This is a genomic window from Clostridium celatum DSM 1785, from assembly GCF_000320405.1.
Classification (GTDB): domain Bacteria; phylum Bacillota; class Clostridia; order Clostridiales; family Clostridiaceae; genus Clostridium; species Clostridium celatum.
This window is the reverse complement of record NZ_KB291715.1, coordinates 38,181-64,052: the sequence shown is the minus strand read 5'-3', so window position 1 is coordinate 64,052 and position 25,872 is coordinate 38,181. Positions and strand designations below refer to the sequence as shown.

The following is a 25,872-nucleotide window of genomic DNA, read 5'->3' as shown; positions in this document are numbered from 1 at the left end:
AAAGACTTAACATTTAAAATGTTAAGTCTTTTTTTGATATAACGACAAAAAATATTGAAAACATTAACAATTGACAATGGTAAAATGCTTTGCTAATATAGTAATACTTGAAATAAGAGGGATTGTATCAAAAAGAAATAATCTATTTTACTTAAATTAGCACATAGTTTTATTAGTAGAATAAAAGTTATTTTGGTACAGCCCTTATTTTATTAAATTCCATAAGGGGGATAGTAAAAATGCTAGTGGAAAAAGTCTTAAACAATAATGTTGTTGTTTCAATAGATCCTAAAACAAGAAAAGAAGTTATTCTCATGGGAAGTGGAATAGCATTTAATAAAAATGCTGGTCAATTAATAGATGAAAGAAAAATTGAAAAGGTCTTTTATGTTGAAGATGAAAATTTGGGGAATAAAATAAAGAAATTAATTAATCAAATTCCAGAAGGTATATTTGAAATTGCAGATGAGATAATAACTCATGCAATAGTTGAATTAAATACGGAGTTAGATAAACAAATATATATATCTTTATCTGATCATATTGCCTTTGCGGTAAAAAGATTCAAAAGTGGCATAACAATAAAGAACGATTTATTAAATGAAATAAGAAGAGTTCATAAAAAGGAATTTAAAATTTCCTTATGGGCTGTTGATTATATTAATAAAAAGTTAGACGTAGAATTACCAGAAGATGAAGCTGGATTTATAGCTTTACATTTTGTTAATGCGGGATATAAAGAAACTACAATGAAGTCTGTAGAATCAACAAAAATTATAAAGGATATATTAAATATAATTAAATATCATTTTACTATAGAGCTTGATGAAGATGATTTAAATTATGATAGATTATTAACTCATTTAAAGTATTTTGCAAAGAGAATAGTTAATAATAATCAACATGAAAGCACTGATGATTCATTTGTAAAGATGGTATCTAACACATATAAAGAAGCTTATGGATGTGCTGAAAAAATAGGTGAATATATATTAAATAATAATGAATACAAGGTAAATGATGATGAGCTTGTTTACTTAACTATGCATATACAAAGAGTTGTATCAGTAGCTAGAGAAAAAAATAATAGATAGTTATAATTAAATATATTAGTGGAAAATTGAAATAGTGTATGCATATAAATGCCCCAATTAAGATTATCTTAATTGGGGCATTTAATGATTATTCAGTTATCCATTGAGAATAAGTTTTTTCGTAATTAGTAGATTTATTTTCAGATACATAGTTATAGAATTCTTGTAGGAATTCAAGTTGATTTTTATTATCTGTTAAAAGTATCCCACCTATATTATATTGATAAGATATTATTTGATTTAAAGATAGATTAGTATTATTTAGCATAGTTTGATACATTGCCATAAATAAGGTAGTTCTTCCTTCACCAGCATCACAATGAAAATGGATATGTAAATCAGTAGGTTTGTTTTTTATAAATTCAACAAAATTATCAACAATGATAGGTGTAGGTGAACCGTTGTCTTTTACTGCATATCGTTTATATTGCATAGTATCATTTGTTACAATAGAATCTTCATTACTTACAAATTCAGCAGTTACTTCTTTAAATAATCTTCCAGTTTTATGATAAATATCAACGTCAGAGCCAATTTTTATAGAAGATAATTGAGAGTTTTCTTTCTTTATAACTTCTTCTGTTGTTAATCCATTATTTAAATCAGTATATGGGCTAAAAAAGCTTATTGCAAAATCGTTTAACATTCCATGAGATTCTTGTCTAAGATCCACTATACAAATATTGGGTTTGTTTATGGCTTCCTTTAGATTATTTATTTGAGATTTTGTAAATTGAGAACTACCAGATATATTTAAATTAGTAATATCTCTGAATCTATCAGGTAAACCAGAATTTGATGCACTGTCTAAAACAATAAGTGTTTTGTTATTTTTAAATAAATTGTTCATAGGATTAGCAGATATAAAGGTAGAAAGTAGAATAAAAACAAAAATTAAATTAACCTTTCTAAAAAAATAACTTTTCATATATAACCTCCAATAATTAATTCTTATAATATTTTCTGTAACTTAAAAAGGATTTATTCTTTGTTTAAAAAAATGTGATTTGGATAGAATTTAAATAAATTAAAACCTAAAATAAGTGAGAGGTGAAATATGAATTTTATTCAAATTCAAATAATTATTTTTTTTAGTATTTTTTTTAGTTCATTAATTATAGGGAAGAAAGCTTTGTTTATATCTAGCATAATATGGGTTATAGAAACATGTATAGTTTATAATGTAAGTGCCACTAATCGTTTGCAGTTAATAACTCTTTCAGTATCGTTTCAAATAGGCCTTGTAGTAGCTGTTATTAGAGATTTTATATTAAGTAAAATAAAAAAGAATAAAAATAACCAAATCAATGAAGGATAAGTCAAAAAAAGAATTAACTCCAAAATTTACTTGTAATATAAAAACTTATACTGGTTAATATAATAGTGTAAACAGAAACAACTTAAATTTAAAAAAAGTTTAAGTTAAGTTTACAAAAAACCTGGAAGCCAAAGGAGGAATCTATTATGTCAAAAGCATTAGTTCCAGAAGCAAAACAAGGATTAAGCGCATTCAAGAACGAAGTAGCAGCGGAAATGGGAGTACCATTCACAGATTACAATGGTAACCTAACATCTAGACAATGCGGTTCCGTAGGTGGTGAAATGGTTAAGAGAATGGTAGAACAATACGAAAGTGGATTAAAGTAATCATCACTAACGGAGACTCAAATTAACTTAAGTAAGGAAACAATACTTTCGAGAGGGTGAGTACTGTTATGAGTGAATTACCACCTGAAACTTAAGACTATCGTTCAAAAGGGAAGAACTATATTTATGTAGAATTAATTTCTATAAAATATGGTTCTTTTCTTTTTTATTACCAAAAAATGTGATAAAATAAGAACAAAAGTTCGTAAATAAGAAGGGTAGTAAATGAAAAAGGTTAAGATTTTACATTGTGGGGATTTACATTTTGATACTCCATTTAAAGAATTAAATAAAAATATTTCAAGAAAAAGTAAGAATGAATTATTAGAAGTATTTAAAAAAATTATAGATTTAGTCATAGAGAAAAAAGTAGAAGTATTACTTATTGCAGGCGATGTATTTGATAATTTAACAGTAAATAGAAGTACTATATTTTTTATAATAGAGCAATTAAAAAGAATATCTAATGTATATGTTTTTATATCGCCAGGAAATCATGATCCATATGGAGAGAAATCATTTTATAAGCTTATAGACTTTCCAAATAATATTTATATATTTAAAGGTGAACTAGAAAAAAAGGAAATACCAAAACTAAATGTAGTTATATGGGGAGCTGCTTTTAGAAAAAAATATGAAAAGAGTACGTTAATAGAAAAAGTAAAAATAGATAAAGAGAAAATTAATATAATGCTGCTTCATGGAGAAATTTCAAATGAAAATAAAGAAAATGAATACAATCCTATTTATTTAAATGATATAAAAGAATCTAAAATGGATTATATAGCATTAGGTCACAGACATAAGTTTTCAGGGATTTTAAGGGAAAATTCAACTAGTTATGCTTATTGTGGATGTCCTCAAGGTAGAGGATTTGATGAAATAGGTGAGAAGGGCGTAATTTTAGGTGATGTATTTAATGGTGGTACCCATTTAGAGTTTATTCATACACATAAAAGAAAATATATAATAAAAGATGTTGATATAAGCAATTGTATTACTTATAAGGAAGTAATGCAAAGCATATTATCTAACTGTGAAGCTGATGAAAGAAAAAATAATTTTTATAAAATAGTATTAAGAGGCAATATAAAGGAAAATCTAAATTTTGATGAAAAAGTTATAACAGAAATGTTGGAAGATGAGTTTTATTATATAAAAATTATTGATAATAGTAGCATAGAAATAAATTTAGATACGATATCCGAGAATTTTTCTATAAGGGGAAAATTTATCTCTAAAATCTATAAATTATTAGAAGAAGCAAAAAATGAGGATGAAAAAGAAATATTAAATATAGCCTTAAAGCTTGGTATAAAGAGTATTTCACAAGAAGAGGTGAAATTAGATGATTATTAAAAAAATAAATATAATTGCTTTTGGGGGATTGAAAAATAAAGTTTTAGAGCTAAATGAAGGAATAAATATTATATATGGAGAAAATGAAGCAGGCAAAAGTACAATTCAATCTTTTATAAAGGTATGGTTATATGGATTTTCAAGCTATAGAGGAAAAGATTATAGAAATAATGAAAGGTTAAGATATTCACCTATAAATGGTGATAAAATTAGCGGAGAATTATATATAGAGCATAAAAATAAAGAGTATATTATAAAAAGGGTTTTTGGTAAAACAAAAAAGGAGGATTCATGCATAGTAATAGATGCTATAACTGGGAATGCAGCCAATGAAATAAGTTCTGATGAGCCTGGAAAGAGCCTACTAGGAATAAATAGAGCAACGTTTTTAAACACATTGTTTATTGGGCAATTAGCTGTGAATGTTAAGAGAAATAAAGATGAAGAGATATTAGATAAGATAGTTAATTTAGTTAGTGAAAATGAAGAAGAATCTTCGATAGATTCATCATTTCTTAAAATAGAAAGGTATAGAAAAAGTATTTCTAATAATAGAAAGAGCGGAGAATATGATTTATTAACACAAAAGTACAGCAGTTTACTTAAAGAAAGATATGAGGCATATGAATTATCCGAAAATAATTTAAAAAATGAGGAAAATATTATTAAATTGAAAGAAGCAAGAAAATATTTAAATTTTAAGTTAATTAGTTTAGATGAATATAAAAAGTATTTAAAAAAAATAAAATTAAAGAAAGAGTATGAAGAAATAAATAATTATTTTTTAAGAAAACAAGAACTAGAAAATGAAGAAAAGAATATTATAAAATCTTTAAAATTTAATGATAAAATAATTGATAAAAAAATCATAGATAATATCAAAGAAGAATATTTCATTTATTTAAGGCTTTTAGATACAAAGAAAAAGCAAGAAGAAGAAATGAAAATGAAAGAGGATAATTTAAGAAAAGCCAAAGAACCTTTTAAACAATATGACTATATAAATAAATTTGATGAGGATATTGTAAACAGACTAGAAAAGTTAAAAATCCAAAAAGATATATTAGGTGAGAAAGTTAATATAAAGAAAAAAATAGATAGTGAAATTAGCTATTTAGAAAATAAAGAAAGTGAAGCAAGAAAAATAGTTAGAAATTTAAAAAAAATAGAAGAAATCAAACCTGAAATAGAAAGCACTCTTAAAGAATATAAAAACAAATTAGTAGAATTAAAAACTAGCATAGAAGAAAATAAAAAAGTTAAAATTAATGTGCTTTCTGATAAAGGATTAATATGTATAGTAATTTTTGCTTTAATTATTGGCCTTATTATTAAAAATATTGTTTTAAGCTTAAGTTTATATATTATAGCGATGGTAACATTTTCGTTATATGTTTATAAGGTGTACTCTTCAAATAATAATAATAAAAAGATAAATAATTTAAAGAAAAGCATAGATGATTTAGAAAAACAATTAAACTCTTATATGAGTATTATAGGAGTTGAAAGTTATGAAGAATTATTAAAGAACTTAACGATCTATAATGATTATTTAAGTATACAAGAAAAGATAAACGAGAGAATATTAGAAAATATAAGACAAAAAGAACTATTAGATTTAGATAAAGCATTAATAAATTACAATGAAAATGAAATAGAGATAAAAAAATATTTAGAAATTGCTAATGCTAAAAATATAGACAAGCTAATAAATACTATAAATAATTATAAAAAAATTGAAAAAGATTTTGTTGCAATGGAAATAGAAATTAAGAATTTAGCTACTTCCTTAAATAATACAGTAAATGAATTAAATTTAAAGCAAAAAAAAATAGCTGAAGAATTAAGCTTAATTGGAATTAAAAATAATAATATAAATAATACAGGGCAAGTTATTTTAGATTTAGAAGAAAAGATAGTATTAAAAGATGAGATAGATAAAAAACTTGCATCTGTTGAGGAAGCCTATTTAGCATTAACTAAAGATAAAGATATTGAGTTAATAAAAGAAGAAATGTTAGATATAATTCATAATAACGATAATTATGATTATAAAAATGAAGAAGAAGTTGATAAAGCTATAAGAGATAAAAATAAAGAGTTAATTGATATAGAAAAACAAATTAAAGATATAGAAAATGAAGTTAATACTAGATTTAAGGGTAAAAGAAATATTCCAGAAATAGAAGAGGAAATAGAAGAAACTAACAGAAAAATTATTAGGTTAAAAAAACAGCTTGAAGCAAGCATTATTGCAAATAATATTTTAAAGGAAGCTTATGATGAACTTAGGGGTGGGATTGGAGAAGTACTAAATGATAAAGTAATAGAAGGATTTAAAGAGCTTACTTATGAGAAATATAATAAAGTTATGGTTGATGATAATTATGAAATGATGGTTAAAGATGAAAATAATATGTTAAGATCAGAGTTTTTAAGTAATGGAGCTAATGATCAATTATACTTAGCTTTGAGATTAGCATTTATAGAAATGATATTTAAATTAAAAGATTTAGCAATTTATTTAGACGATACTTTTATTCAATATGATGATAAAAGATTAGACAGAGCTTTAAAACATTTAATAAAGTTAAATATTAAACAAATACTTATATTTACTTGCCAAAATAGAGAAATAGAAATATTAAATAGGGAAAATGTTAAATACAAATATAATGAATTAATGAAATAAAATTACTTTTATATGGATTAAATGATAAAAATAGTCTAAACTTAAAATATAAAATTAATTAAAAAGAGGTATTGTTAATGAAAAAGGCACTTAAATATTATGAAGATAATATTATTAAGTTTAAAGAAGAATTAAGAAGTTTAGAAAAAGAACTTATAATATTCTCAAGCATTAGATTTGTAATAGTTGCTATTGCATTAATTATGGTATATTTTGCATATAAAAGAGATAATATTAACGGAATGATTATTATTGCAATAATATCCGTTATAACTTTTATGTTAATAGCATTCGTTCATAATGGAAAAATAAATAAAAAAAATAAGATATTAATAATGCTTGAATATAATGAAAAAGGGAAAAAAAGATTAAATGGTGATTGGAAATCATTTGTGGATACAGGAGTAGAATTTATAGAAGAAGATAATCAATTCGCAAGTGATTTGGATATCTTTGGAAAAAATTCATTATTTCAGTGGATAAATATAACTATAACAAAGTTTGGAAGAGAAAGTTTAGCTGAAAAATTAATGCTGAAAAACATTCCTACTAGATATGAGATTAAGGATAATCAAGAGGCTATAAAAGAGTTAGCTGATAAAAGGGAATTTTGTGAAAAAATATATCTTGAAGCATATAGGGAAAAGAAAGAAAAAGATAAATTAGATTTATTAATTAAATGGATAAATGAGAAATCAGATAATAATTTTACTATAAGATTTATTCCGTATTTTTTTATAACTATTACAAGTATTTTATTATTTTTAACCGTTATAGGAAGATTGGAAATAAAATATTTATTATTGGATTTAGTTATAAATTATTTAGTAATTAAGCTACTTACAAGAAGATTAACAGATGTCATTGATATTTTTATAAGTAATAAAAAGAAAATAGTTCAATATAGTAATATATTAAGCATAATTCAAGAGGAAAACTTTAAATCAGATAAATTAGTTAAATTACAAAAGGGTTTATTCAGTAGAGATGTAAGTTGCAAAAAACAAATGTCTAAGCTTAAGAATATAATAAATTGGCTTGGAGATAGTAATGCAAATGCTTACTATTTAATAATAAATGTACTATTTATGTCAGATATATTTATTCTGTATAATTTAGAAAAATGGAAGAGCACTAATGGTGAAAATTTAGAAAAATGGCTGAAAATAATGGGAGAAATTGAATCATTAATAAGTCTTTCTAGTTTAGCATTTGAACATGAAGATTGGGTTTATCCAAGTATTTCAGGTGCAAATGAGATTGAGATAGTAGATGGGGGACATCCGCTACTTGGAGATAGAGCTAAAGTTAATAGTTTTAAATTAAGTAATTCAGAGAAGGTTGCATTGATTACAGGTTCAAATATGTCAGGAAAAAGTACCTTTTTAAGAACAATTGGATTTAATATGGTGCTTTCATATTTAGGATTACCTACATTTTCAAAATCGTTTAAATGTGGAATATATAATATTTATACATGTATGAGAACACAGGATAATCTAGAAGAAAATATATCATCTTTTTATGCAGAAATATTAAGAATTAAATTAGTAATTGAAGGAGCTAAACGTGGAGAAAAAGTATTTTTCTTGTTAGATGAGATTTTTAAAGGTACTAATTCAAGAGATAGACATGAAGGTGCTAAAATATTAATAGAACAACTTGTAAAATTGGATGGTATGGGATTAGTTTCTACACATGATTTAGAGCTATGTAATTTAGAAAATGAAAGAAAGTGGCTTGTTAATTATAATTTTAGAGAATACTATAAAAATAATGAAATACATTTTGATTATATTCTCAGAAAAGGAAAAAGTGAGACACAGAATGCAAGACATTTGATGAAATTAGCAGGTATTGAGATTTAGGGGGGAGAATTTTGGCTTTTATAATAATTGACTTAGAATTTAATAATTTAAGTGGAATACATAAGTGTTTTCCTAATATATATAATGAAATTCCAAATTTGAAAAATTTAGATTTAGTAAATGAGATAATTGAAATTGGTGCAATAAAATTAGATGTACATCTTAAACCATTAGAAGAGTTAAGGGTATTTATAAAGCCAAGTGTAATTCCAGTAATAAATCCTAAAATATTAGAGATAACTAATATTGATGTAAAAAGTTTAGAAAATGGAGTACCTTTTATAGAAGGAATTGAAAAATTAAGGAATATGGTAGATGATGGAGACATTATTTGTTCATGGGCAAAGGATGATATTGCTGAAATAATAAGGAATTCTAATTATTATGGCTATAATGATTTAAGTTGGATACAAAATTATCTTGATATTCAAGAATATACAACCAAAATATTAGGATATAAAAAATCATTAAGCTTAAAGAATGCTCTTAAGTATTTAAAAATAAAAGCAAATGAAGAGCTATTACATGATGCTTTAAATGATGCTATTTATACAGCTCATGTATTTAAGAATATATATAATTCAAGAGCTGTAAAAAACTATATTATAAAGGATATATTTAAAATGCCAGCTTTAGATGTAAAATCATTAGAGGATATTGAATTAGACTATAGTAAGATTAAACAAATTTGTCCTAAATGTAAGAGTAAACTAGATGTTAGTTATCCATTTATAATAGTAGGGTGGAGATTTATATCTCTTGGTATATGTTCAAAATGTGATAGTAAAGTTATGGACGAGCTTATTGTAAAAAGAAGTTTATGTGGTGATGAAATATATAAAGAGGTATCAACAATTATTGACGAATATGAGTATATAAGATATGAAGATAAGTTTAAAAATAAAATTTTCAATAAACACGCAACTAAATTAACAAATTGTTAAAAATCAAAATATTTACAACATTTACATTGAAAATATGATAAAATGAAATAGGAAGATATAATTATAAATTAGAATTAAAAGAAGGGGAAATGATATGAATATTGCGTTTCTTTTAACTCCTAAAAGTGAGGTTATTTACGAAAATATAGAAGCAACAATGAGGCAGGTTATAGAAAGAATGGAACATCATGGTTACACTGCTATTCCATTAATAGATAAACAAGGCAAGTATATGGGAACATTAACAGAAGGAGATTTGTTGTGGAAACTAAAAAATACTCCAAATCTTAATTTTAAGAATACTGAAAATGTTAAGGTTAGTGAAATACCAAGAAGAACAAGGCATAAATGTGTATCAATTAATGCTGATGTAGAAAGTATTATAAGATTAGCAACAACTCAAAATTTTGTACCAGTTGTTGATGATGAAGGTATTTTTATTGGTATAATAAAGCGTGGAGATATAATAAATTATTGCTATAACATCATTAGTAAGGAAAAAAGCTTAATATAGTAAATAAAGGGCCTCTTACTGAATAGAGGTTCTTTTTTTATTATTTACAATATTTTTAATAAGTTAAATTTTGAGAGTTACACTTGTATAAAATTAAAGGGTAGCTTAAAATTAAGAGTGAAATGTTTGTTATATGAGGAGTGGTATTATGACAGTTGAATTAAACGAAAACTCAATGGGAGATTTTTTAAAAGATTTTGATGTTAAGAGAATAAGTTCAGGAGATATATTAAAAGGTCAAGTTATTGATGTTAATGATAAAGAAGTTATAGTTAATATTAATTACGCATTTGATGGTGTTATATCTAAAGAGGAATTAACAAATAATGATGTTTCTTTAAATGAAGTGGTTAAACCAGGAGATATTTTAGATGTATACGTTATTTCACCTAACGATGGAGAAGGTTATGTGCAATTATCAAGATTAAGAGCACTTCAAATTACTGAAAAAGAAGATTTAAAGACTGCATTTAAAAATGAAGAAACTATTAAGGTTATAGTTAAAGAGGAAGTTAAAGGTGGATTAGTTGCATATTATGGATCTATTAGAGTATTCATTCCAGCATCATTAGCTTCGAGAGAAAGAGTTGATCTTAAAACTTTACTTGGAAAAGAAATTGAAGTTAGATTAACAGAATTAGACTTAAGAAACAGAAAAATTGTTGCTTCTAGAAGAATTTTAGAAGAAGAAGCTTATGAAGCTAAAAAGAAAGAAATTTGGAAGTCTATTAAAAGTGGAGAAAAAAGAGAAGGTATAGTTAAGAAAGTAATAAAAGCTGGTGCAATTGTTGATATCGGTGGAGTTACAGGATTAATTCACATTAATGATTTAGCTTGGGAAAGAGTTAAAAGAGTTGAAGATGTTGTTAATGTTGGAGATAAGGTTACAGTATTTGTTGGTGAAGTAGATGCTCAAAATGAGAGAGTTTCATTAATATTAAAAGATGTAGATAAAGAACCTTGGAAGGTACATGCAGATAGCATAAAAGCAGGAGATGTAGTAGAAGGTAAAGTAGTTAAGTTTATGTCATTTGGTGCATTTGTAGAATTATTCCCAGGAGTTGAAGGATTAGTTCATATAAATGAAATTACAGATGAAAATATAGCAAAACCATCAGATGTACTTCAAATGGGTCAAACTGTAAAAGTTAAGGTTCTTGATGTTAATAAAGCAGATAAGAGAATATCTTTAAGTATTAAAGATGCAGTAGAAAGATCAAATGAATACATGCAATATAATGATACAGAAGATGGGGTTACTCTAGGAGAATTATTCAAAGGTTTATTCTAGGATGAAAGAAATATATTAGAGAACAGTTATCTATGAAATTAGATTAAATGTTAGAGTAGAGAAAGTGCTTATATAACATTTCAGTTATATAAGCACTTTTTAGGTTAATTTTAACTATATTTTTTCTATTTTTAGCATGTTGGTTCCGCCAGTATAGTTTGTTGGCATGCCTGCAGCTACAATAATATCATCACCTTCTGTAGCGAGTTCTAGCTTCTTAGCAACTCTTTTTGCTTCTGCTAAAATATCATCAGTACTTTCAAAATGAGAACATAAAACTGGAAAGACACCAAAATTTAAGCTTAATCCACGCATAACTTCATCATGAGGAGTTATTGCAATTATAGGACACCTAGGTTTATATTTTGATACCAGTTTAGCTGTAGAACCAGAGTTTGTGGCAGCTACTATTGCCTTAGCATGAAGAACATTGGAAGTTCTACAAGTTGAATAACTTATAGCTTCAGCAAAATCGTACATTGCAGGTTCCTTTAAGCGTTGATTTAAAAAGTTATAATCTAAATGTGATTCCGTCTCTTTTGCTATTTTAGACATAGTTATTGCTGCTTCTATAGGATATAATCCACTTGCACTTTCACCACTTAACATTATTGCATCGGTACCATCAAAAATGGCATTGCATATATCGCAAGCTTCAGCTCTAGTAGGAAGTGGGTTTCTTATCATTGAATCAAGCATTTGGGTAGCTGTAATTACTATTTTTCCAGCTTCATTACATTTCCTTATTATAGTTTTTTGAATAAGAGGAACTCGTTCTATTGGAATTTCAACGCCCATGTCTCCTCTAGCAACCATTATTCCATCAGATACTTCTAAAATAGAATCTATGTTGTTTACGCCTTCCTGACTCTCAATTTTAGCTATTATTTGAATGTTACTTCCGTTATTGGCATTAAGCAAATCTCTAATTTCTAAGATATCAGAGGCTTTTCTTACAAAAGATGCAGCAATAAAATCAACACCCATTTTACATCCAAATATTAAGTCGTTTTTATCTTTTTCTGTTACAGAAGGAAGATTGATACTAACGTTAGGGACATTAACCCCTTTATGATTTCTAATTACACCATCAGTTAATGTTTTGCATACAATACTTTTATTTTCTACAGAGATAACTTCAAATTTTAAAACACCATCATCTACAAGAATAGTGCCACCAGGCTTAACATCTTTATATAATTCGTCATATGTTATAGAACAACATGTATTATCTCCTAAAATTTCTTCACCACATATAAATGTAAATATTTGTCCAGCCTTTAACTCTACAGCATCATTAATAAAGTTATGAGTTCTAATTTTAGGTCCTTTAATATCTAACATTATTGCTGTTGGAGTATTTAGGGATTTTCGTATTTTTTTTATAAGGTTTATTTTATCTTTATGGGTTTCGTGAGTTCCATGGGAAAAATTTAATCTAGCAACGTTCATTCCTATGTTTATAAGTTTTGTTAAAGTTTCTTCATTATCACTTGCAGGTCCAATTGTAAAAATCATTTTAGTCTTTTGCATAAAACCACCTCACTTTAATTAAAATAAAAATTATATAGCAGTAAATTTTATTGATATATAGATTATAGTATACTGTTTGATATATAATTATTTTAACATAATTAACAAAATAAGGAGACAACAATATGAAAGTTTTACAAAATTTAGAACCAAAAGCTGTTTTTGAATATTTCGAAGAAATTTCAAATATTCCTAGGGGATCAGGAAATGAAAAAGAAATAAGTGATTATTTATTAAATTTTGGTAAAAGATTAGGTTTAGAGTCTATCCAAGATGAAGCGCTAAATATTATTATAAAAAAACCAGGTACAAAAGGATATGAAAATGCACCAACGGTAATTATTCAAGGTCATATGGATATGGTTTGTGAAAAGAATAATGGAATAGAGCATGACTTTGAAAAAGATCCATTAAAATTAAGAATTGTTGATGATTATATTTATGCAACAGATACGACATTAGGAGCTGATAATGGTATTGCAGTTGCTTATGCAATGGCTATTTTAGCATCAGATGATATTCCACATCCACCAATAGAGGTATTAATTACTACTGATGAAGAAACAGGAATGTCAGGTGCAATGGCTATAAATAAAGAACATATAGATGGGAAGATATTAATTAATCTTGATAATGAAGAAGAAGGTTACTTATTAGTTAGCTGTGCAGGCGGTATAAGAAGCAATGCTACTATAGATGTAAATTATCAAGCTATAAATGATAAAAAGTTAATAAAAATAAACATATCAGGATTAAAGGGTGGTCACTCTGGTATGGATATAATTAAAGAAAGAGGAAATTCAAATAAAATATTAGGCAGAATTCTTAAGGGATTATTAAGAGAAGTTAAATTTAACCTTGTAAGTTTAAATGGTGGTTCAAAAAATAATGCTATTCCAAGAGAAGCAGAGGCTGTAATAGCTATAAATGTTAATGATGAAAATATAGTTGTGGATATAATTAATAATTGGAACACAATAATCTCAAATGAACTTAGAGCTCAAGACCCAGGATTAAAAATAGAGGCTTCAATTTATTCTAATAATGAAGGAAAAGAGTTTACAGATGAATGTACAAGTAAAGTTGTGAATTTATTATATCTTTATTCCAATTTGGAATAAATACAAAGAGTACAGAAATAGAAGCGTTAGTTGAAAGTTCAACAAATTTAGGAGTATTAACTACTGTAGATAATAAAGTTATATTTGATTCTGCTATTAGAAGTTCAGTACCTTCATTAAAGGAAGAAATAGTTTTAAGAAGTAAAACTATAGTTGAGCTTTTAGGTGGAGATTTCTCTACAACATCAGATTATCCAGCTTGGGAGTATAATCCAAATTCAAAGATAAGAGAAATATGTCAAAATGTTCATAAAGAAATGTATGGTAAGGAAGCAGAGATAGTTGCGATTCATGCTGGGGTTGAATGTGGATTATTTAATGAAAAGCTAGGAAACCTTGATATGATAAGTTTTGGGCCAAATCTTTATGATGTTCATACACCAGATGAACATATGAGTATATCTTCGGTAAGAAATTGCTACGAATACTTAAAGGCTATACTAAAAGAGATTAAATAAATATAAGAAATCTTAGCAACAAAAGATTAGAAGTTAAAAGTTACATTAGAAAAAGTGATGATATGACTGGAAAGAATATATATTAAGAAGCAGTAAGCTACTTATTAGAATGTATAAATTTCTGTATAATATATCATCACTTTTTTGTTAAATTTAGTAAATAATTAAATCAAGATAATATAGAGTTTGATGATATCTATTTAGAGGTTATTTTGGAAAAATAAAAATAAGTTTTTACATAATGTATATAAGCTATTACTGATGAATATATTGTAATGTAAGACTATTAAAACAACAATAAAGGTAGGGGAGAGGGAGGATGAGAAAGTGAGGTATACTAAATACAATTATAAAAAAAAGAAAAACAATGATATTTGGAAATCAATTTTATCATTTGTAGTTATGAGTGTATTTGTAATTATAGTTGGAGTATTATTAGCAAATGTAATTATCTATTTTTTACCTGCAAATGATGCAAATGAGAATTTAATAGATGCCAATGAGAAACAACAAATAAGTGAAAATACGAAGATTAATAGTGAAGAAGTTGATAATAATACTGATGATAATTCGACTATAACAAGTAGTAATAATGTAGTTTCTTCTTTCGTAATAGTTCAATGTGGATATTTTTCAAGCAACGAAAATGCTAATGTTATATTAAGTAAAATTAGTAGTGAATATAGCGCTTTTATATTTAATGATAGTGATAAGTTTAAAGTTTTAGCAGGTATATATAATAGTGATGAGGCGGATTCAGTAGTAAATAAATTAACATCTAATGGCATAGAAAGTGCAAAAGTTACAATTAATTTAAATGTAAATGATGAAGTTCAAAGTCAAGTGTCTGCAATTTGTGATGGTTACTTAAAATTATTAAATACATCTCTTAATAGTGATGTTAAATCCGTGTCTACAGATGATTTTAAAACTTGGGTTTCAAATTTAGACAGTGTAGAATCAGGAGATAAAATAGAAGTATTAAATAATTTAAAACAGCACATAAATGAAAGTGCATCAGAAATTAAAAAAGAAGATGTATCACAAGAAATGCAATTTATATATACGACACTAATTAACTTTAGTTAATTTGGGGACTTATAATATTATTAGATAAACATATAAATCTATATAAAAATTCATATATAAAAAGAGGAAAGTGCTTGTTTGAATATCTATAAAGTGTTAAACTATATTAGAAAAAAGATAGGTGACAGGAAGCATTTACCTCTTTTTTTATTTTGTTATTAATTAAAATTTAAAGTTAAGTGTAAGACTGATATAAAATTGGGAATAATAAAAAATAAATGTTGTAGGATGTGATAGTTTGAAAGTTATATTAGCATCCGCTTCAGAGAGAAGAAAAGAATTACTAGCTAGAATAGTAGATGACTTTGAAGTAAGGGTTAGCAATTTTGATGAAGAAAAAATAAGTTTTAATGGTGATGTAGATTTATACGTTAAGACTTTATCAAAAGGAAAAGCTAAAGACATAGAATCTAAGGTCAGTGAAGACTGTGTTATTATAGCAGCAGATACTATAGTAGTTATTAATGATAAAATACTAGGAAAACCAAGAGATGAAGAAGAGGCTATGGAAATGCTTAAACTTTTAAGTGATAATGTCCATAGAGTATATTCTGGTGTTACTGTTATTAATACTTCTACGGGAATTATGGAAAGTAAAAGTCTTTATACGAAGTTTACTTTTCAAAATTAACAGACGAAGAAATACATAAATACATAGAAACAGGAGAATGTTTAGATAAAGCAGGAGCCTATGGAATACAAGGCTTTGGCGGAGTTTTTGTTGAGAAGATAAATGGTTGTTATTATAATGTAGTTGGTTTACCGTTAAATTTACTTAACAAAATTCTAAAAGATATTACATAACAATGAGGGGTGGGTATAAATTTACTTTAAGGAGTTTTTATGCCAGAAAATATAAGAGTAAATGATATACCATTAAATGAAAGACCAATAGAAAAATTACTTAAATTTGGAGTGAAAAGTTTAAGTGATGCGGAACTATTAGCCATATTATTAAGGACAGGTACAAAGGGTGAAAATGTTATAAATCTCAGTAGTAGGATTATTGCTGAGCTTAAAGGATTAGACGGACTTTTAAATATAAGTTATGATGAAGCAAATAAAATAAAAGGTATTAAAAAAGTTAAAGCTTGTCAAATAATAGCAATGACAGAGTTGTTTAATAGATTTAAGACTTTAAAATCTATTAATGATAGCTTTAAGGTAACGTCGCCTAAAGATATCTCATCTTTATTAATAAATGAGATGAGTAATTTAAATCAAGAAATATTTAAAATTATATTGTTGAATACTAAGAATATTATTATTGCTACAAAAGATGTTTTCAAGGGAACTTTAAATTCATCAATAGTTCATCCAAGAGAGGTTTTTAAGGAAGCAGTTTCGATGGGGAGCGCAAGTATTATAGTATGTCATAATCATCCTTCTGGTGACCCAAGTCCGAGTAAGGAAGATATAAATATAACAATTAGACTAAAAGAATGTGGAAAGATAATGGGAATTGAACTGTTAGATCACATTATAATTGGAAATAATAAATATGTCAGTTTAAAAGAAAAAGGAATTATATAATCGAAAGGGGAATTCACATGGGATTTTTCAGTAGTAACAAAGATATGGGAATAGATTTAGGAACAGCTAATACGCTTGTTTTCGTAAAAGGAAAAGGAATAGTATTAAGTGAACCTTCAGTTGTAGCTATAAATAGTAATACAAAAAGACCATTAGCAGTTGGTCAAGAAGCAAAGTTAATGATAGGTAGAACACCAGGAAATATTGTGGCAATAAGACCACTTAAAGATGGAGTTATAGCTGATTTTGATGTTGCTCAAACTATGTTAAAAAAATTAATAGAGAAAGTTACAAGCAAAAGTGCTTTTACTAGTCCAAGAATAATAGTATGTTATCCATCAGGAGTAACAGAAGTTGAAAGAAGAGCTATAGAAGAAGCTGCAAAATTTGCTGGAGCTAGAGATGTAGTTTTAATGGAAGAGCCAATGGCAGCAGCTATAGGTGCAGGACTTCCAGTTGGAGAGCCAACAGGAAGCATGATAGTTGATATTGGTGGAGGAACTACAGAAGTTGCTATTATTTCTTTAGGAGGAATAGTAACAAGCAAATCTTTAAGAGTTGCTGGTGATGAATTAGATCAATCTATTATAGCTTATGTTAAAAAAGAATTTAACTTAATGATTGGTGAGAGAACAGCAGAGCAAATAAAAATGGAATTAGGTTCAGCTTATAAAATAGATGAAGAAGAAGCAAGTATGGATATTAAGGGAAGAGATATGATAACAGGGCTTCCTAAAATAGTTACTATAACAGAAGATCAAATAAGAGAAGCATTAAAAGAACCTGTATATGCAATTATTGAATCAATAAAAACTACACTAGAAAAAACACCACCAGAATTATCAGCTGATATAATGGAAAAAGGAATAATGTTAGCAGGTGGTGGAGCTATGTTAAAAGGCCTAGATCAATTAATTAATAAGGAAACTAATATGCCTGTTCATATTGCTGAGTCACCATTAGATTGTGTTGTTTTAGGAGCAGGAAAAGCTCTAGATAATTTTGATGAATTAAGCAAAACTCAAAGAGGTCAATAATGAAACCTTTTAAAAACAAACTGGCAGTAACTATTGTGGTACTGTCAGTTGCCTTTTTAGGCGTAATTATGTTTAGTCTTAAAAAAGATTCAAATAGTATATCTAGTGGTGTTGGGACAATAATAAGTCCTCTTCAAAGAATTATTTATTCAGTAAATGATAAACTTAAAAATTCATTTGATTTTTTTGTGAATTTTAAAAATGTAAAAGAAGAAAATGATGCTCTTATTTCAGAAAATGCAGAGTTAGAGAATAAATTAGTTGAGTATAATAGGTTAAAAGAAGAGAACGATAAATTAAGAGAAATATTAAATTATGCAAATGCTAATAAAAACTACGATTATCTAGGATGTAATATAATTGGATATAGTGGTGGAAATATTTCAAATGGATACCTTATAGATAAGGGAACTAAAGACGGTGTAGAAAAAGATATGGTTATAATTAGTTCACAAGGGTTAGTTGGAAAAATAACTAGATCAGAAGAGAACTTTTCAATAATGCAAACTATATTAAATGAAAATATTGCTGTTGCAGCTATGGTTGAAAGTACAAGAGAGTCTACGGGAATTATAAAAGGAATTGGTGATGGAAAAAACAGGAATCTAATTTCGTTAACAAACCTTCCTATTGATTCAGAAATAAAAGAAGGTGATGTTATTTTAACATCAGGACTTGGACGTATGTACCCTAAGGAGATTAGAATTGGGGAAGTAATATCAGTTGAAACAGATAATGTAAAAGTTATGAAGAGTGCTGTAGTAAAGCCATATGTTGATTTTAATAAATTAGAGGAATTAGTTATAATTATTCCAAAAGAAAAAGTAAAATATGATTAGAGGTTAATTTATGAAAAGGTTAATATTAATATTAATATCAATATGCTTACTAGTTATAGATAACACTATATTACCATATTATTCTATAAATGGAGTATTTCCGAGCCTTTTATTTGTATTTGCAATTGCATATTCTATAATTTGTGGAAGTGAAGAAGCAATATTTATAGGTATTGTAAGTGGACTTTTACAAGATATTTTCTTTTTTAAAGGATTTGGGGTAAATTTGCTTTTGAATATGCTTTTATGTGTATTAGCAGCAAAGGTTGGAAAGAATATATTTAAAGAAAATAGATTAATTCCAATAGCAACTGCTTTGGGGATATCAATATTAAAAGTATTAGGGGTAGCGATAATATTTAAAATTTTCTCATTAAGTATTGATTTAAGAAGTGCATTATTATCTAGTATTATGAATTCAATATGTATGATGTTATTTTATAAGTTAATTTTAACTACTTTAGATAAATATATTGCTAGGGATAGATGGAGGTTTTAATGATAGTAAATAAGCCTAAAAAGGATAAGGGAGATGTAAGGTACACAATTTTATATATAATAATGTTTATAATTTTAGGTACTATAGTATTCAGATTGTTATTCCTTCAAGTATATAAATACGATGAATATAAGGAAAAAGCTGATGTTAGTTCAACTAGATTTATTGCTGAAAATGCACCAAGAGGAATTATATATGATAGTGATGGAAATATTTTAGCAAGTAATACACAGACATATGTATTAACTTATATGGAAGCAGAAGAAGCAACAGAGGCCTTTTATAGCACTATGGCAAAAGTGTTTAATATACTTAAAGAAAATAATGAGAGTTTTAATGATGATTTATCTTTAAAAATAAACTCAGAAGGCGAATTCTATTTTGATTTTAAAGTATCAAGTGAGGATGCAAAAAAATCATCAGAGATAAGATTTAAGCGTGATAGAGGAATGAATGAAAGTATAGAAAATGAACTGTATAAAGATAAATCTAGAGATTTAACCGATGCGGAAATAGAAAAGGTTAATGAAAAACTTTTAGCAATAACACCGGAAGAAACCTTTTATTATTTGATAAATCAATATGATTTGTTTGAATTATTATTACCAGATGGATATACAATTGATGAATATAATACTTTATATAAAAAATATAACAATAGTGGTAGCAAGTTAACCTCATATGAAATTGGAGAATTAATATTTAATGACATTGTTAGTAATGGATATTCTATAGAAGATATTAGAAAGTATGTTGTTGTAAAAGATGCTATTAAAATGAAAAGTTATGAGGGATATAAGGCTGTTACAATAGCTAATAATATAAAGAGAGATACTTCATTTATAATATACCAAAGATTAAGTGATTTACCAGGAATAGATGTTAGTTTACAACCAGTTAGAACATATCCTTACAATAATTTGGCATCATCAGTAATTGGATACGTTTCATCTATAAATAGCTCTGAGGCAGAAAGCTATGAGTTAAGAGGATATGATATATCTACAGATTTAATAGGTACTTCAGGTATAGAAGCTGCTTTAGAAGATCAATTAAAAGGAAATAAAGGTGGAACAACTGTAAAAGTTAATTCACAAGGTAGAGCAACTGAAGAGTTGTTTAAGCTAGAGTCTTATCCAGGAAACAATGTATATTTAACAATTGATAAAGATGTTCAATATGCAGCTCAAGAAGCACTAAAAGATACACTTGAACGTGTTAGAAATGAAGATGGACAAAAAAGTGCAACAAGAGGTGCTGTTGTAGCTATTGAGGTTGGAACTGGAAGAGTGTTAGCTATGGCTAGTTATCCGGATTTTAATCCAAATGATTTTGCTATTTCTGGGCAATTAAGTGATGAATTATATGAAAAGTATTTTTCACCGAACTTAGAGGCTTTTGGATTACAACATATAAAAGATACTGGGGCAACAATGAGTTTAGATGAATTATTCCCTAAAAATGAAAGTGGAATCAGAGAAGATATCTATGATATATATCCAAAACCATTATTTAATTATGCGACTCAAGGTACTTTACAACCAGGTTCAGTATTTAAACCACTTACATCAATAGCTGGTTTAATGGAAGGCGTTATAACAGTAAATGAAACAATGAATGACGTTGTACTTGGAGTGGAGCGGGACTTACAGTTAAAAACTTCCAAGGAAGTGCTAATGGAGTAATTACAGTAAAAGAGGCTCTTCAATTTTCATCTAACTACTTTTTCTATGAAACAGGACTTAGACTGTATTTAAAAGGGGTTGAAGAGACAGGTTCCGAGATAGAGGGATTAAATACATTAGCTCATTATGCATGGAAATTTGGGCTAGGAGTTGAACAAGGGAAAAATCCTTCTACAGGAATAGAAATATATGAAGATTTTGGTCAAACATATAACTTTACTTCATGGAAAAATGCCGTTTTAGGAAGTCATATGTTCACTTTAGTAGATTATTTAGAAAGTGGAAAGTATGGAGCATATTATTTCGTTCCATTTGATATCGGTTATAAAGATACGGATACTGATGAATTAAAGAATTTAAAATCTAGCTTAAAAGAGAAAATTAATTCGACATTGGAAAAAGTTGGAACAAGTGAAGAAGTTGATGATGATGTTGCCTTTAAGGAATATATTGAAAATGATGTATTAAGTATAATGAATACATCAGAAGAGTATAAAAAAAGCATAGCTAATTATGAAAAAGCTAATAATACCAAGGTTACTATAGAAGATCAAGCAGACATTATTTCAACTATAATAGCTGATTATACTATTTTTAGTATGACTACTGAAATTAAAGGACCATCTCAAGCGGTAACTGATGCAATAGGTCAATCTATGAATAACTTTACTCCGCTTCAATTAGCTAATTATGTTGCAACGTTAGCATCAGGAGGAACTAGATATAAGGTTTCTATAGTTGATAAAATAACATCTCCTACAGGAGAAGTGTTACATGAGTTTAAACCAGAAGTTGTAGATGAGTTAGATATTCCAGAAGAATATTTACAGGCTGTAAAAGAAGGTATGAGAAAAGTTAATACATACGTTAATAACGGTTTAGCGTATGAATGCTTTGGTAATTTTCCTATAGAAGTTGTAGGTAAAACAGGTACGGCCGATTTTAGTACTGAGGAGCATTATACTGAAATAGGAAGAAGGCCTCACGGTAACTATATAAGCTTTGCTCCTATGGATAACCCTAAGATAGCTATTTTTTCAACTCTTTATGATGGTAATAAGGGAAGCTCAGGAGCTACTGTTCATAAAGCTATATATGAGGCGTATTTTAAAGATGAGTTATTAAAAATTAATCCTAATTATGCGTCAACATCTTCAAGTTTCCAAAAGTATGTTGTAAATGCACCAGCAGATAATAAAGAAACAGAAGAAAGCAATGTAGAAGCAAATAAACAAGACACTAATAATCAAAATACTAATACAGAAACAAATAATATAGAACAATAAAGTATAAAGGCACTTATTTACTAGAACAAATTGTGGTATAGTAAAATAAGTGCTTTTTTTGTAAAAACTTACATTACTTTTTAATGAAATATGTTACTAAGTGTAGATATATGATATAATTAGGGGTATAATTACATTGAGTTAAAAATTGGTGGAGGGTAACCAATGAATGATAATAGGATACAAATTAGAGGGAATAAAGATGGAGTTAATGTTATAATAGACATAGAAAAATTTCCAACTTTTGATGCTGTAATAGAAGGTGTAATATGTACCTTAGAAAAAGGAAAGGCCTTTTATAGTAACTCTATAATAAAAATCACATCAAATTTTAAGAATGTTACAGATAGTGATATAGCAAAATTAAAAGATGAAATATGTGAAAAAATAAATGTAAGAGATTGTGTTTTTGATGATATTAATGAATTTAATAAAAGTAATAATAGTAGTAGGATTTTTAATGGTATTAATGAAGGAAAAACAAAATTTATCAAAAAAACAGTACGAGGTGGTCAATGCATTGAATATCCAGGTAATATTATTATTATAGGTGATGTTAATAGTGGTGCGGAAATAAAAGCAGGTGGAAATATTATAGTATTAGGTAGTATAAAGGGACAAGTGCGAGCTGGTACAGGTGGAAATAAAAAATCTATAATAGCCGCATTTTTGATGCAGCCAGAATTAATGCAAATTTCTGATATATTAACACTATCACCAGATGATGGTATAAAGCCATCTTATCCAGAGGTTGCTAAAATAAAGGATGGTTATATAGTAGTAGAACCATATTTACCTAATAAATATATTTATTAAAAAAGTGGAGGGATTTACATGGGAGTTTCGATAGTTATTACATCAGGTAAAGGTGGAGTTGGTAAAACTACAACGACTGCAAATTTAGGAACATCTTTAGCTAAGCTAGGGAAAAAGGTTGTAGTGGTTGATGGAGATACTGGTCTTAGAAACCTTGACGTTCTTATGGGATTGGAAAACAGAATAGTCTATACAATTATAGATGTTATTGAAAATAGATGCAGATTAAAGCAGGCTTTAATAAAGGATAAAAGATATTCAAATTTATGTCTTTTACCAACAGCTCAAACCAAAGATAAAGATGATATTAGAGCACAAGATATGTTTGAGTTGGTAAATAAACTAAAGGAAGACTTTGATTATGTATTAATTGACTCGCCAGCTGGTATAGAGCAAGGATTTGAAAATTCAGTAGTAGGTGCTGATAGAGCTATAGTTGTTGTTAATCCAGAAATAACATCAGTTAGAGATGCAGATAGAGTAATTGGAAAGCTAGATGCAAAGGGATTGGAAGATCATGCAGTTATCGTTAATAGATTAAATTATGAGATGACTAGAAGAGGGGATATGCTTGACGTATCAGATATTATAGAAACCTTATCTGTTAAACTTTTAGGAGTAGTTCCTGATGATAAAAATATCACAGTTTCAACTAACAAAGGAGAACCTATTGCTTTAGATGACAAATCTATGTCAGGTCAAGCATTTAGAAATGTTGCAAGAAGAATTACAGGAGAAGAAGTTCCATTATTAAAATTGGGATCAGAATCAACAGGACTTTTTTCAGCAATAAAAAGAATGTTTAAGAAAAGCTAGGGGGAATATGGGAAATGGATTTATTAAGGGTATTTTCAAGTAAAGTTACACCAAAAGAAGTTGCTAAAGATAGATTAAAGTTAATACTTATTCATGATAGAGGAGATTTAACCCCAGATACTTTAGATAAGATAAGAGAAGAGATATTACAGGTTATTTCTAAATATATAGAAATTGATGCTAATGATGTAGAAATTTCATTAAATAGAAGTGATAGTATTGAAGGAGAGGGTGGACCTTCACTTATAGCAAATATCCCTATAAAAAATGTAAAGGGAAGGTAAGATATAAGAAGTTTGTATCAAAATAAGAAGTGTAAATAATTTATTTATATTTAATTTTGATGCAGGCTTTTTTATATTATGGAGATTAAGTTAATATAATAAAGATATAGGGGCAAAAATATTGAATATAGGATATTAAAAAATGATTTCATCTAACAAAATTACTTGAATTTAAAGTTGATATAAAAAAATATTTAGTTGATTAAAATATTAAGTTTTTCTGAATTTTATTAGAGTATTTTAATTATTTATGGTGAAAAAAGTTGAAATAAGATATAATGATTAAGTAAAATTTAAGGAGATGAGACAATGATACCTTTATCAAATTTTAAGATAGATTTTAAAAAATTAAAAGAAATAGATAAATGGATGCTTATATCAATAATAGTTATTACTATATTTGGAATACTAAACATATATTTAGCAACTAAAGCTCACTATGATTTAGTTTATTTGAAAAAGCAAGGAGCATTCTTTATTTTATCATTAGTTGTTTTATATTTTGTTATTGCATTAGATTATACTATAATTAAAGGATTTACGCCTTTGTTTTATTGGGGGTCTATTGCTTTATTAGTACTTGTTTTGGTAATAGGAAAAACAGTAAATGGTGCTCAAGGATGGATATCATTGGGACCGCTTTCGTTCCAACCAGCAGAGCTTGCTAAAATAGGAACAATTATGATGATGGGTAAAAAACTTGAAGATTTAGATGGTGATATAAATAATTTTAAAAACTTCTGTATATTAGCAATTTATGCAATAATTCCAGCTGGTCTTATAGTTATACAACCAGATATGGGAATGACAATGGTTTTATTTTTCATGGTTTTAGGAGTATTTTTTATAGGTGGATTAGATAAAAGGGTTATACTTGGAGGGCTAGGAGCATTACTTTTAGGAATAGTGTTATTATGGAATTCTAGTCTTATACAAGATTATCAAAAGACAAGAATTACCTCATTTATGAATCCGGAGCTGGATAGTTCAAGTAGCGGATATCATTTAAGACAATCGCTTATAGGAATTGGATCAGGCGGATTTTGGGGAGCTCATAATAGTTTAGCAAATGATAAAACAGGTGGATATGCATCACAAAATGTACCAGAAGTTGAAACTGATTTTATATTTGCACAAATATCAGAACAATGGGGAACATTAGGAGCAATATTTTTATTAAGCTTTTATGCTTTATTAATATCAAGAATGATTAATATTGCAAGAACAGCAAAAGATCTTTTTGGGAGAATTGTATCCATAGGTATGGTAGCATATTTTTTATTTGCTATTTGGCAAAACATAGGTATGACTATTGGGCTTATGCCTATAACAGGAATAACACTACCATTAGTTAGTTATGGTGGAAGTTCCCTTTTAACAACAATTGTATCACTTGGATTAGTGCTTAATATAGGAATGAGAAGAAAAAAGATAAGTTTCTAAAAAATAGATGTGTAAGTTAGTTTA

22 protein-coding genes and 2 pseudogenes are annotated in these 25,872 nt (G+C 27.2%); 22 read left to right on the top strand and 2 right to left on the bottom strand.

Translation table 11 applies throughout. The features are described 5' to 3' along the window. Positions 1–239: 239 nt before the first annotated feature. A complete protein-coding gene (gene licT, locus HMPREF0216_RS15325) occupies positions 240–1,094 on the top strand; it encodes a BglG family transcription antiterminator LicT (protein ID WP_005216209.1) in 855 nt (284 codons plus the stop codon). Positions 1,095–1,182: 88 nt separating this feature from the next. On the opposite strand, the gene HMPREF0216_RS15320 is transcribed toward licT, so the two are convergent. After that, positions 1,183–2,022 carry a protein-tyrosine phosphatase family protein gene (locus HMPREF0216_RS15320; protein WP_005216207.1) on the bottom strand — a complete coding sequence of 280 codons (840 nt, stop codon included), beginning with the start codon at positions 2,020–2,022 and terminating at the stop codon, positions 1,183–1,185. A 129-nt stretch (positions 2,023–2,151) separates the two neighbouring features. On the opposite strand from HMPREF0216_RS15320, the gene HMPREF0216_RS15315 reads away from it, so the two are divergent. The 8 genes from HMPREF0216_RS15315 (at position 2,152) to rpsA (ending at position 11,409) form a co-directional block, all read left to right on the top strand. Beyond that, positions 2,152–2,412 (top strand): hypothetical protein, encoded by a 261-nt coding sequence (locus HMPREF0216_RS15315; protein WP_005216206.1) that lies wholly within the window; start codon positions 2,152–2,154, stop codon positions 2,410–2,412. Positions 2,413–2,558: 146 nt separating this feature from the next. After that, the gene (locus HMPREF0216_RS15310) at positions 2,559–2,741 is read left to right on the top strand and encodes an alpha/beta-type small acid-soluble spore protein (RefSeq protein WP_005216204.1); all 183 of its coding nucleotides are present in this window, start codon (positions 2,559–2,561) and stop codon (positions 2,739–2,741) included. Positions 2,742–2,966: 225 nt separating this feature from the next. Next, positions 2,967–4,100 (top strand): metallophosphoesterase family protein, encoded by a 1,134-nt coding sequence (locus HMPREF0216_RS15305; protein WP_005216202.1) that lies wholly within the window; start codon positions 2,967–2,969, stop codon positions 4,098–4,100. Further along, positions 4,090–6,792 carry an AAA family ATPase gene (locus HMPREF0216_RS15300; RefSeq protein WP_005216199.1) on the top strand — a complete coding sequence of 901 codons (2,703 nt, stop codon included), beginning with the start codon at positions 4,090–4,092 and terminating at the stop codon, positions 6,790–6,792. Before HMPREF0216_RS15305 ends, HMPREF0216_RS15300 begins: the two co-directional genes overlap by 11 nt. Positions 6,793–6,869: 77 nt before the next feature. Further along, on the top strand, positions 6,870–8,660 hold the full coding sequence (locus HMPREF0216_RS15295; RefSeq protein ID WP_005216196.1) for a MutS-related protein: 1,791 nt from the start codon (positions 6,870–6,872) through the stop codon (positions 8,658–8,660). An 11-nt stretch (positions 8,661–8,671) separates the two neighbouring features. Further along, positions 8,672–9,604 (top strand): 3'-5' exonuclease, encoded by a 933-nt coding sequence (locus HMPREF0216_RS15290; protein ID WP_005216195.1) that lies wholly within the window; start codon positions 8,672–8,674, stop codon positions 9,602–9,604. 94 nt (positions 9,605–9,698) lie between these two features. Beyond that, positions 9,699–10,118 carry a CBS domain-containing protein gene (locus HMPREF0216_RS15285; RefSeq protein WP_005216192.1) on the top strand — a complete coding sequence of 140 codons (420 nt, stop codon included), beginning with the start codon at positions 9,699–9,701 and terminating at the stop codon, positions 10,116–10,118. A gap of 148 nt (positions 10,119–10,266) precedes the next feature. Next, a complete protein-coding gene (gene rpsA, locus HMPREF0216_RS15280; RefSeq protein ID WP_040420214.1) occupies positions 10,267–11,409 on the top strand; it encodes a 30S ribosomal protein S1 in 1,143 nt (380 codons plus the stop codon). A gap of 114 nt (positions 11,410–11,523) precedes the next feature. Here the strand turns inward: rpsA and pyk are convergent, their stop codons facing one another. After that, a complete protein-coding gene (pyk, locus tag HMPREF0216_RS15275; protein WP_005216188.1) occupies positions 11,524–12,942 on the bottom strand; it encodes a pyruvate kinase in 1,419 nt (472 codons plus the stop codon). A 125-nt stretch (positions 12,943–13,067) separates the two neighbouring features. Between pyk and HMPREF0216_RS15270 the strand changes: the two are divergent. From HMPREF0216_RS15270 to rodA, 13 genes and pseudogenes are all read left to right on the top strand, one after another. Further along, positions 13,068–14,521, top strand: a pseudogene (locus tag HMPREF0216_RS15270) (aminoacyl-histidine dipeptidase). Between the two features lie 327 nt (positions 14,522–14,848). After that, positions 14,849–15,610 carry an SPOR domain-containing protein gene (locus HMPREF0216_RS15265; RefSeq protein ID WP_005216179.1) on the top strand — a complete coding sequence of 254 codons (762 nt, stop codon included), beginning with the start codon at positions 14,849–14,851 and terminating at the stop codon, positions 15,608–15,610. Positions 15,611–15,848: 238 nt separating this feature from the next. Then, positions 15,849–16,414: pseudogene (locus tag HMPREF0216_RS15260) on the top strand (Maf-like protein). A 39-nt stretch (positions 16,415–16,453) separates the two neighbouring features. After that, positions 16,454–17,143, top strand: coding sequence for a RadC family protein (radC, locus tag HMPREF0216_RS15255; RefSeq protein ID WP_005216174.1), 690 nt, complete (start codon positions 16,454–16,456; stop codon positions 17,141–17,143). Between the two features lie 17 nt (positions 17,144–17,160). Continuing rightward, positions 17,161–18,180 carry a rod shape-determining protein gene (locus HMPREF0216_RS15250; protein ID WP_005216172.1) on the top strand — a complete coding sequence of 340 codons (1,020 nt, stop codon included), beginning with the start codon at positions 17,161–17,163 and terminating at the stop codon, positions 18,178–18,180. Continuing rightward, positions 18,180–19,019: a rod shape-determining protein MreC gene (gene mreC / locus HMPREF0216_RS15245; protein WP_005216170.1), complete on the top strand. Its 840-nt coding sequence runs from the start codon at positions 18,180–18,182 to the stop codon at positions 19,017–19,019. The genes HMPREF0216_RS15250 and mreC overlap by 1 nt, the downstream gene beginning before the upstream one ends. A gap of 10 nt (positions 19,020–19,029) precedes the next feature. Beyond that, a complete protein-coding gene (gene mreD, locus HMPREF0216_RS15240) occupies positions 19,030–19,518 on the top strand; it encodes a rod shape-determining protein MreD (protein ID WP_005216168.1) in 489 nt (162 codons plus the stop codon). Further along, a complete protein-coding gene (locus HMPREF0216_RS18205; RefSeq protein WP_341349496.1) occupies positions 19,518–21,203 on the top strand; it encodes a penicillin-binding transpeptidase domain-containing protein in 1,686 nt (561 codons plus the stop codon). Before mreD ends, HMPREF0216_RS18205 begins: the two co-directional genes overlap by 1 nt. Positions 21,204–21,454: 251 nt before the next feature. Next, entirely contained in the window at positions 21,455–22,489 is a 1,035-nt protein-coding gene (locus tag HMPREF0216_RS18200; RefSeq protein WP_005216163.1) for a penicillin-binding transpeptidase domain-containing protein, read from the top strand. 165 nt (positions 22,490–22,654) lie between these two features. Next, positions 22,655–23,305, top strand: a complete 651-nt coding sequence (gene minC, locus HMPREF0216_RS15230; protein ID WP_005216160.1) for a septum site-determining protein MinC — start codon at positions 22,655–22,657, stop codon at positions 23,303–23,305. An 18-nt stretch (positions 23,306–23,323) separates the two neighbouring features. Continuing rightward, positions 23,324–24,121: a septum site-determining protein MinD gene (gene minD / locus HMPREF0216_RS15225; RefSeq protein ID WP_005216157.1), complete on the top strand. Its 798-nt coding sequence runs from the start codon at positions 23,324–23,326 to the stop codon at positions 24,119–24,121. Between the two features lie 14 nt (positions 24,122–24,135). Beyond that, positions 24,136–24,405 (top strand): cell division topological specificity factor MinE, encoded by a 270-nt coding sequence (minE, locus tag HMPREF0216_RS15220; protein ID WP_005216155.1) that lies wholly within the window; start codon positions 24,136–24,138, stop codon positions 24,403–24,405. Positions 24,406–24,714: 309 nt separating this feature from the next. After that, positions 24,715–25,848, top strand: a complete 1,134-nt coding sequence (gene rodA, locus HMPREF0216_RS15215) for a rod shape-determining protein RodA (protein WP_005216154.1) — start codon at positions 24,715–24,717, stop codon at positions 25,846–25,848. Positions 25,849–25,872: the final 24 nt, after the last annotated feature.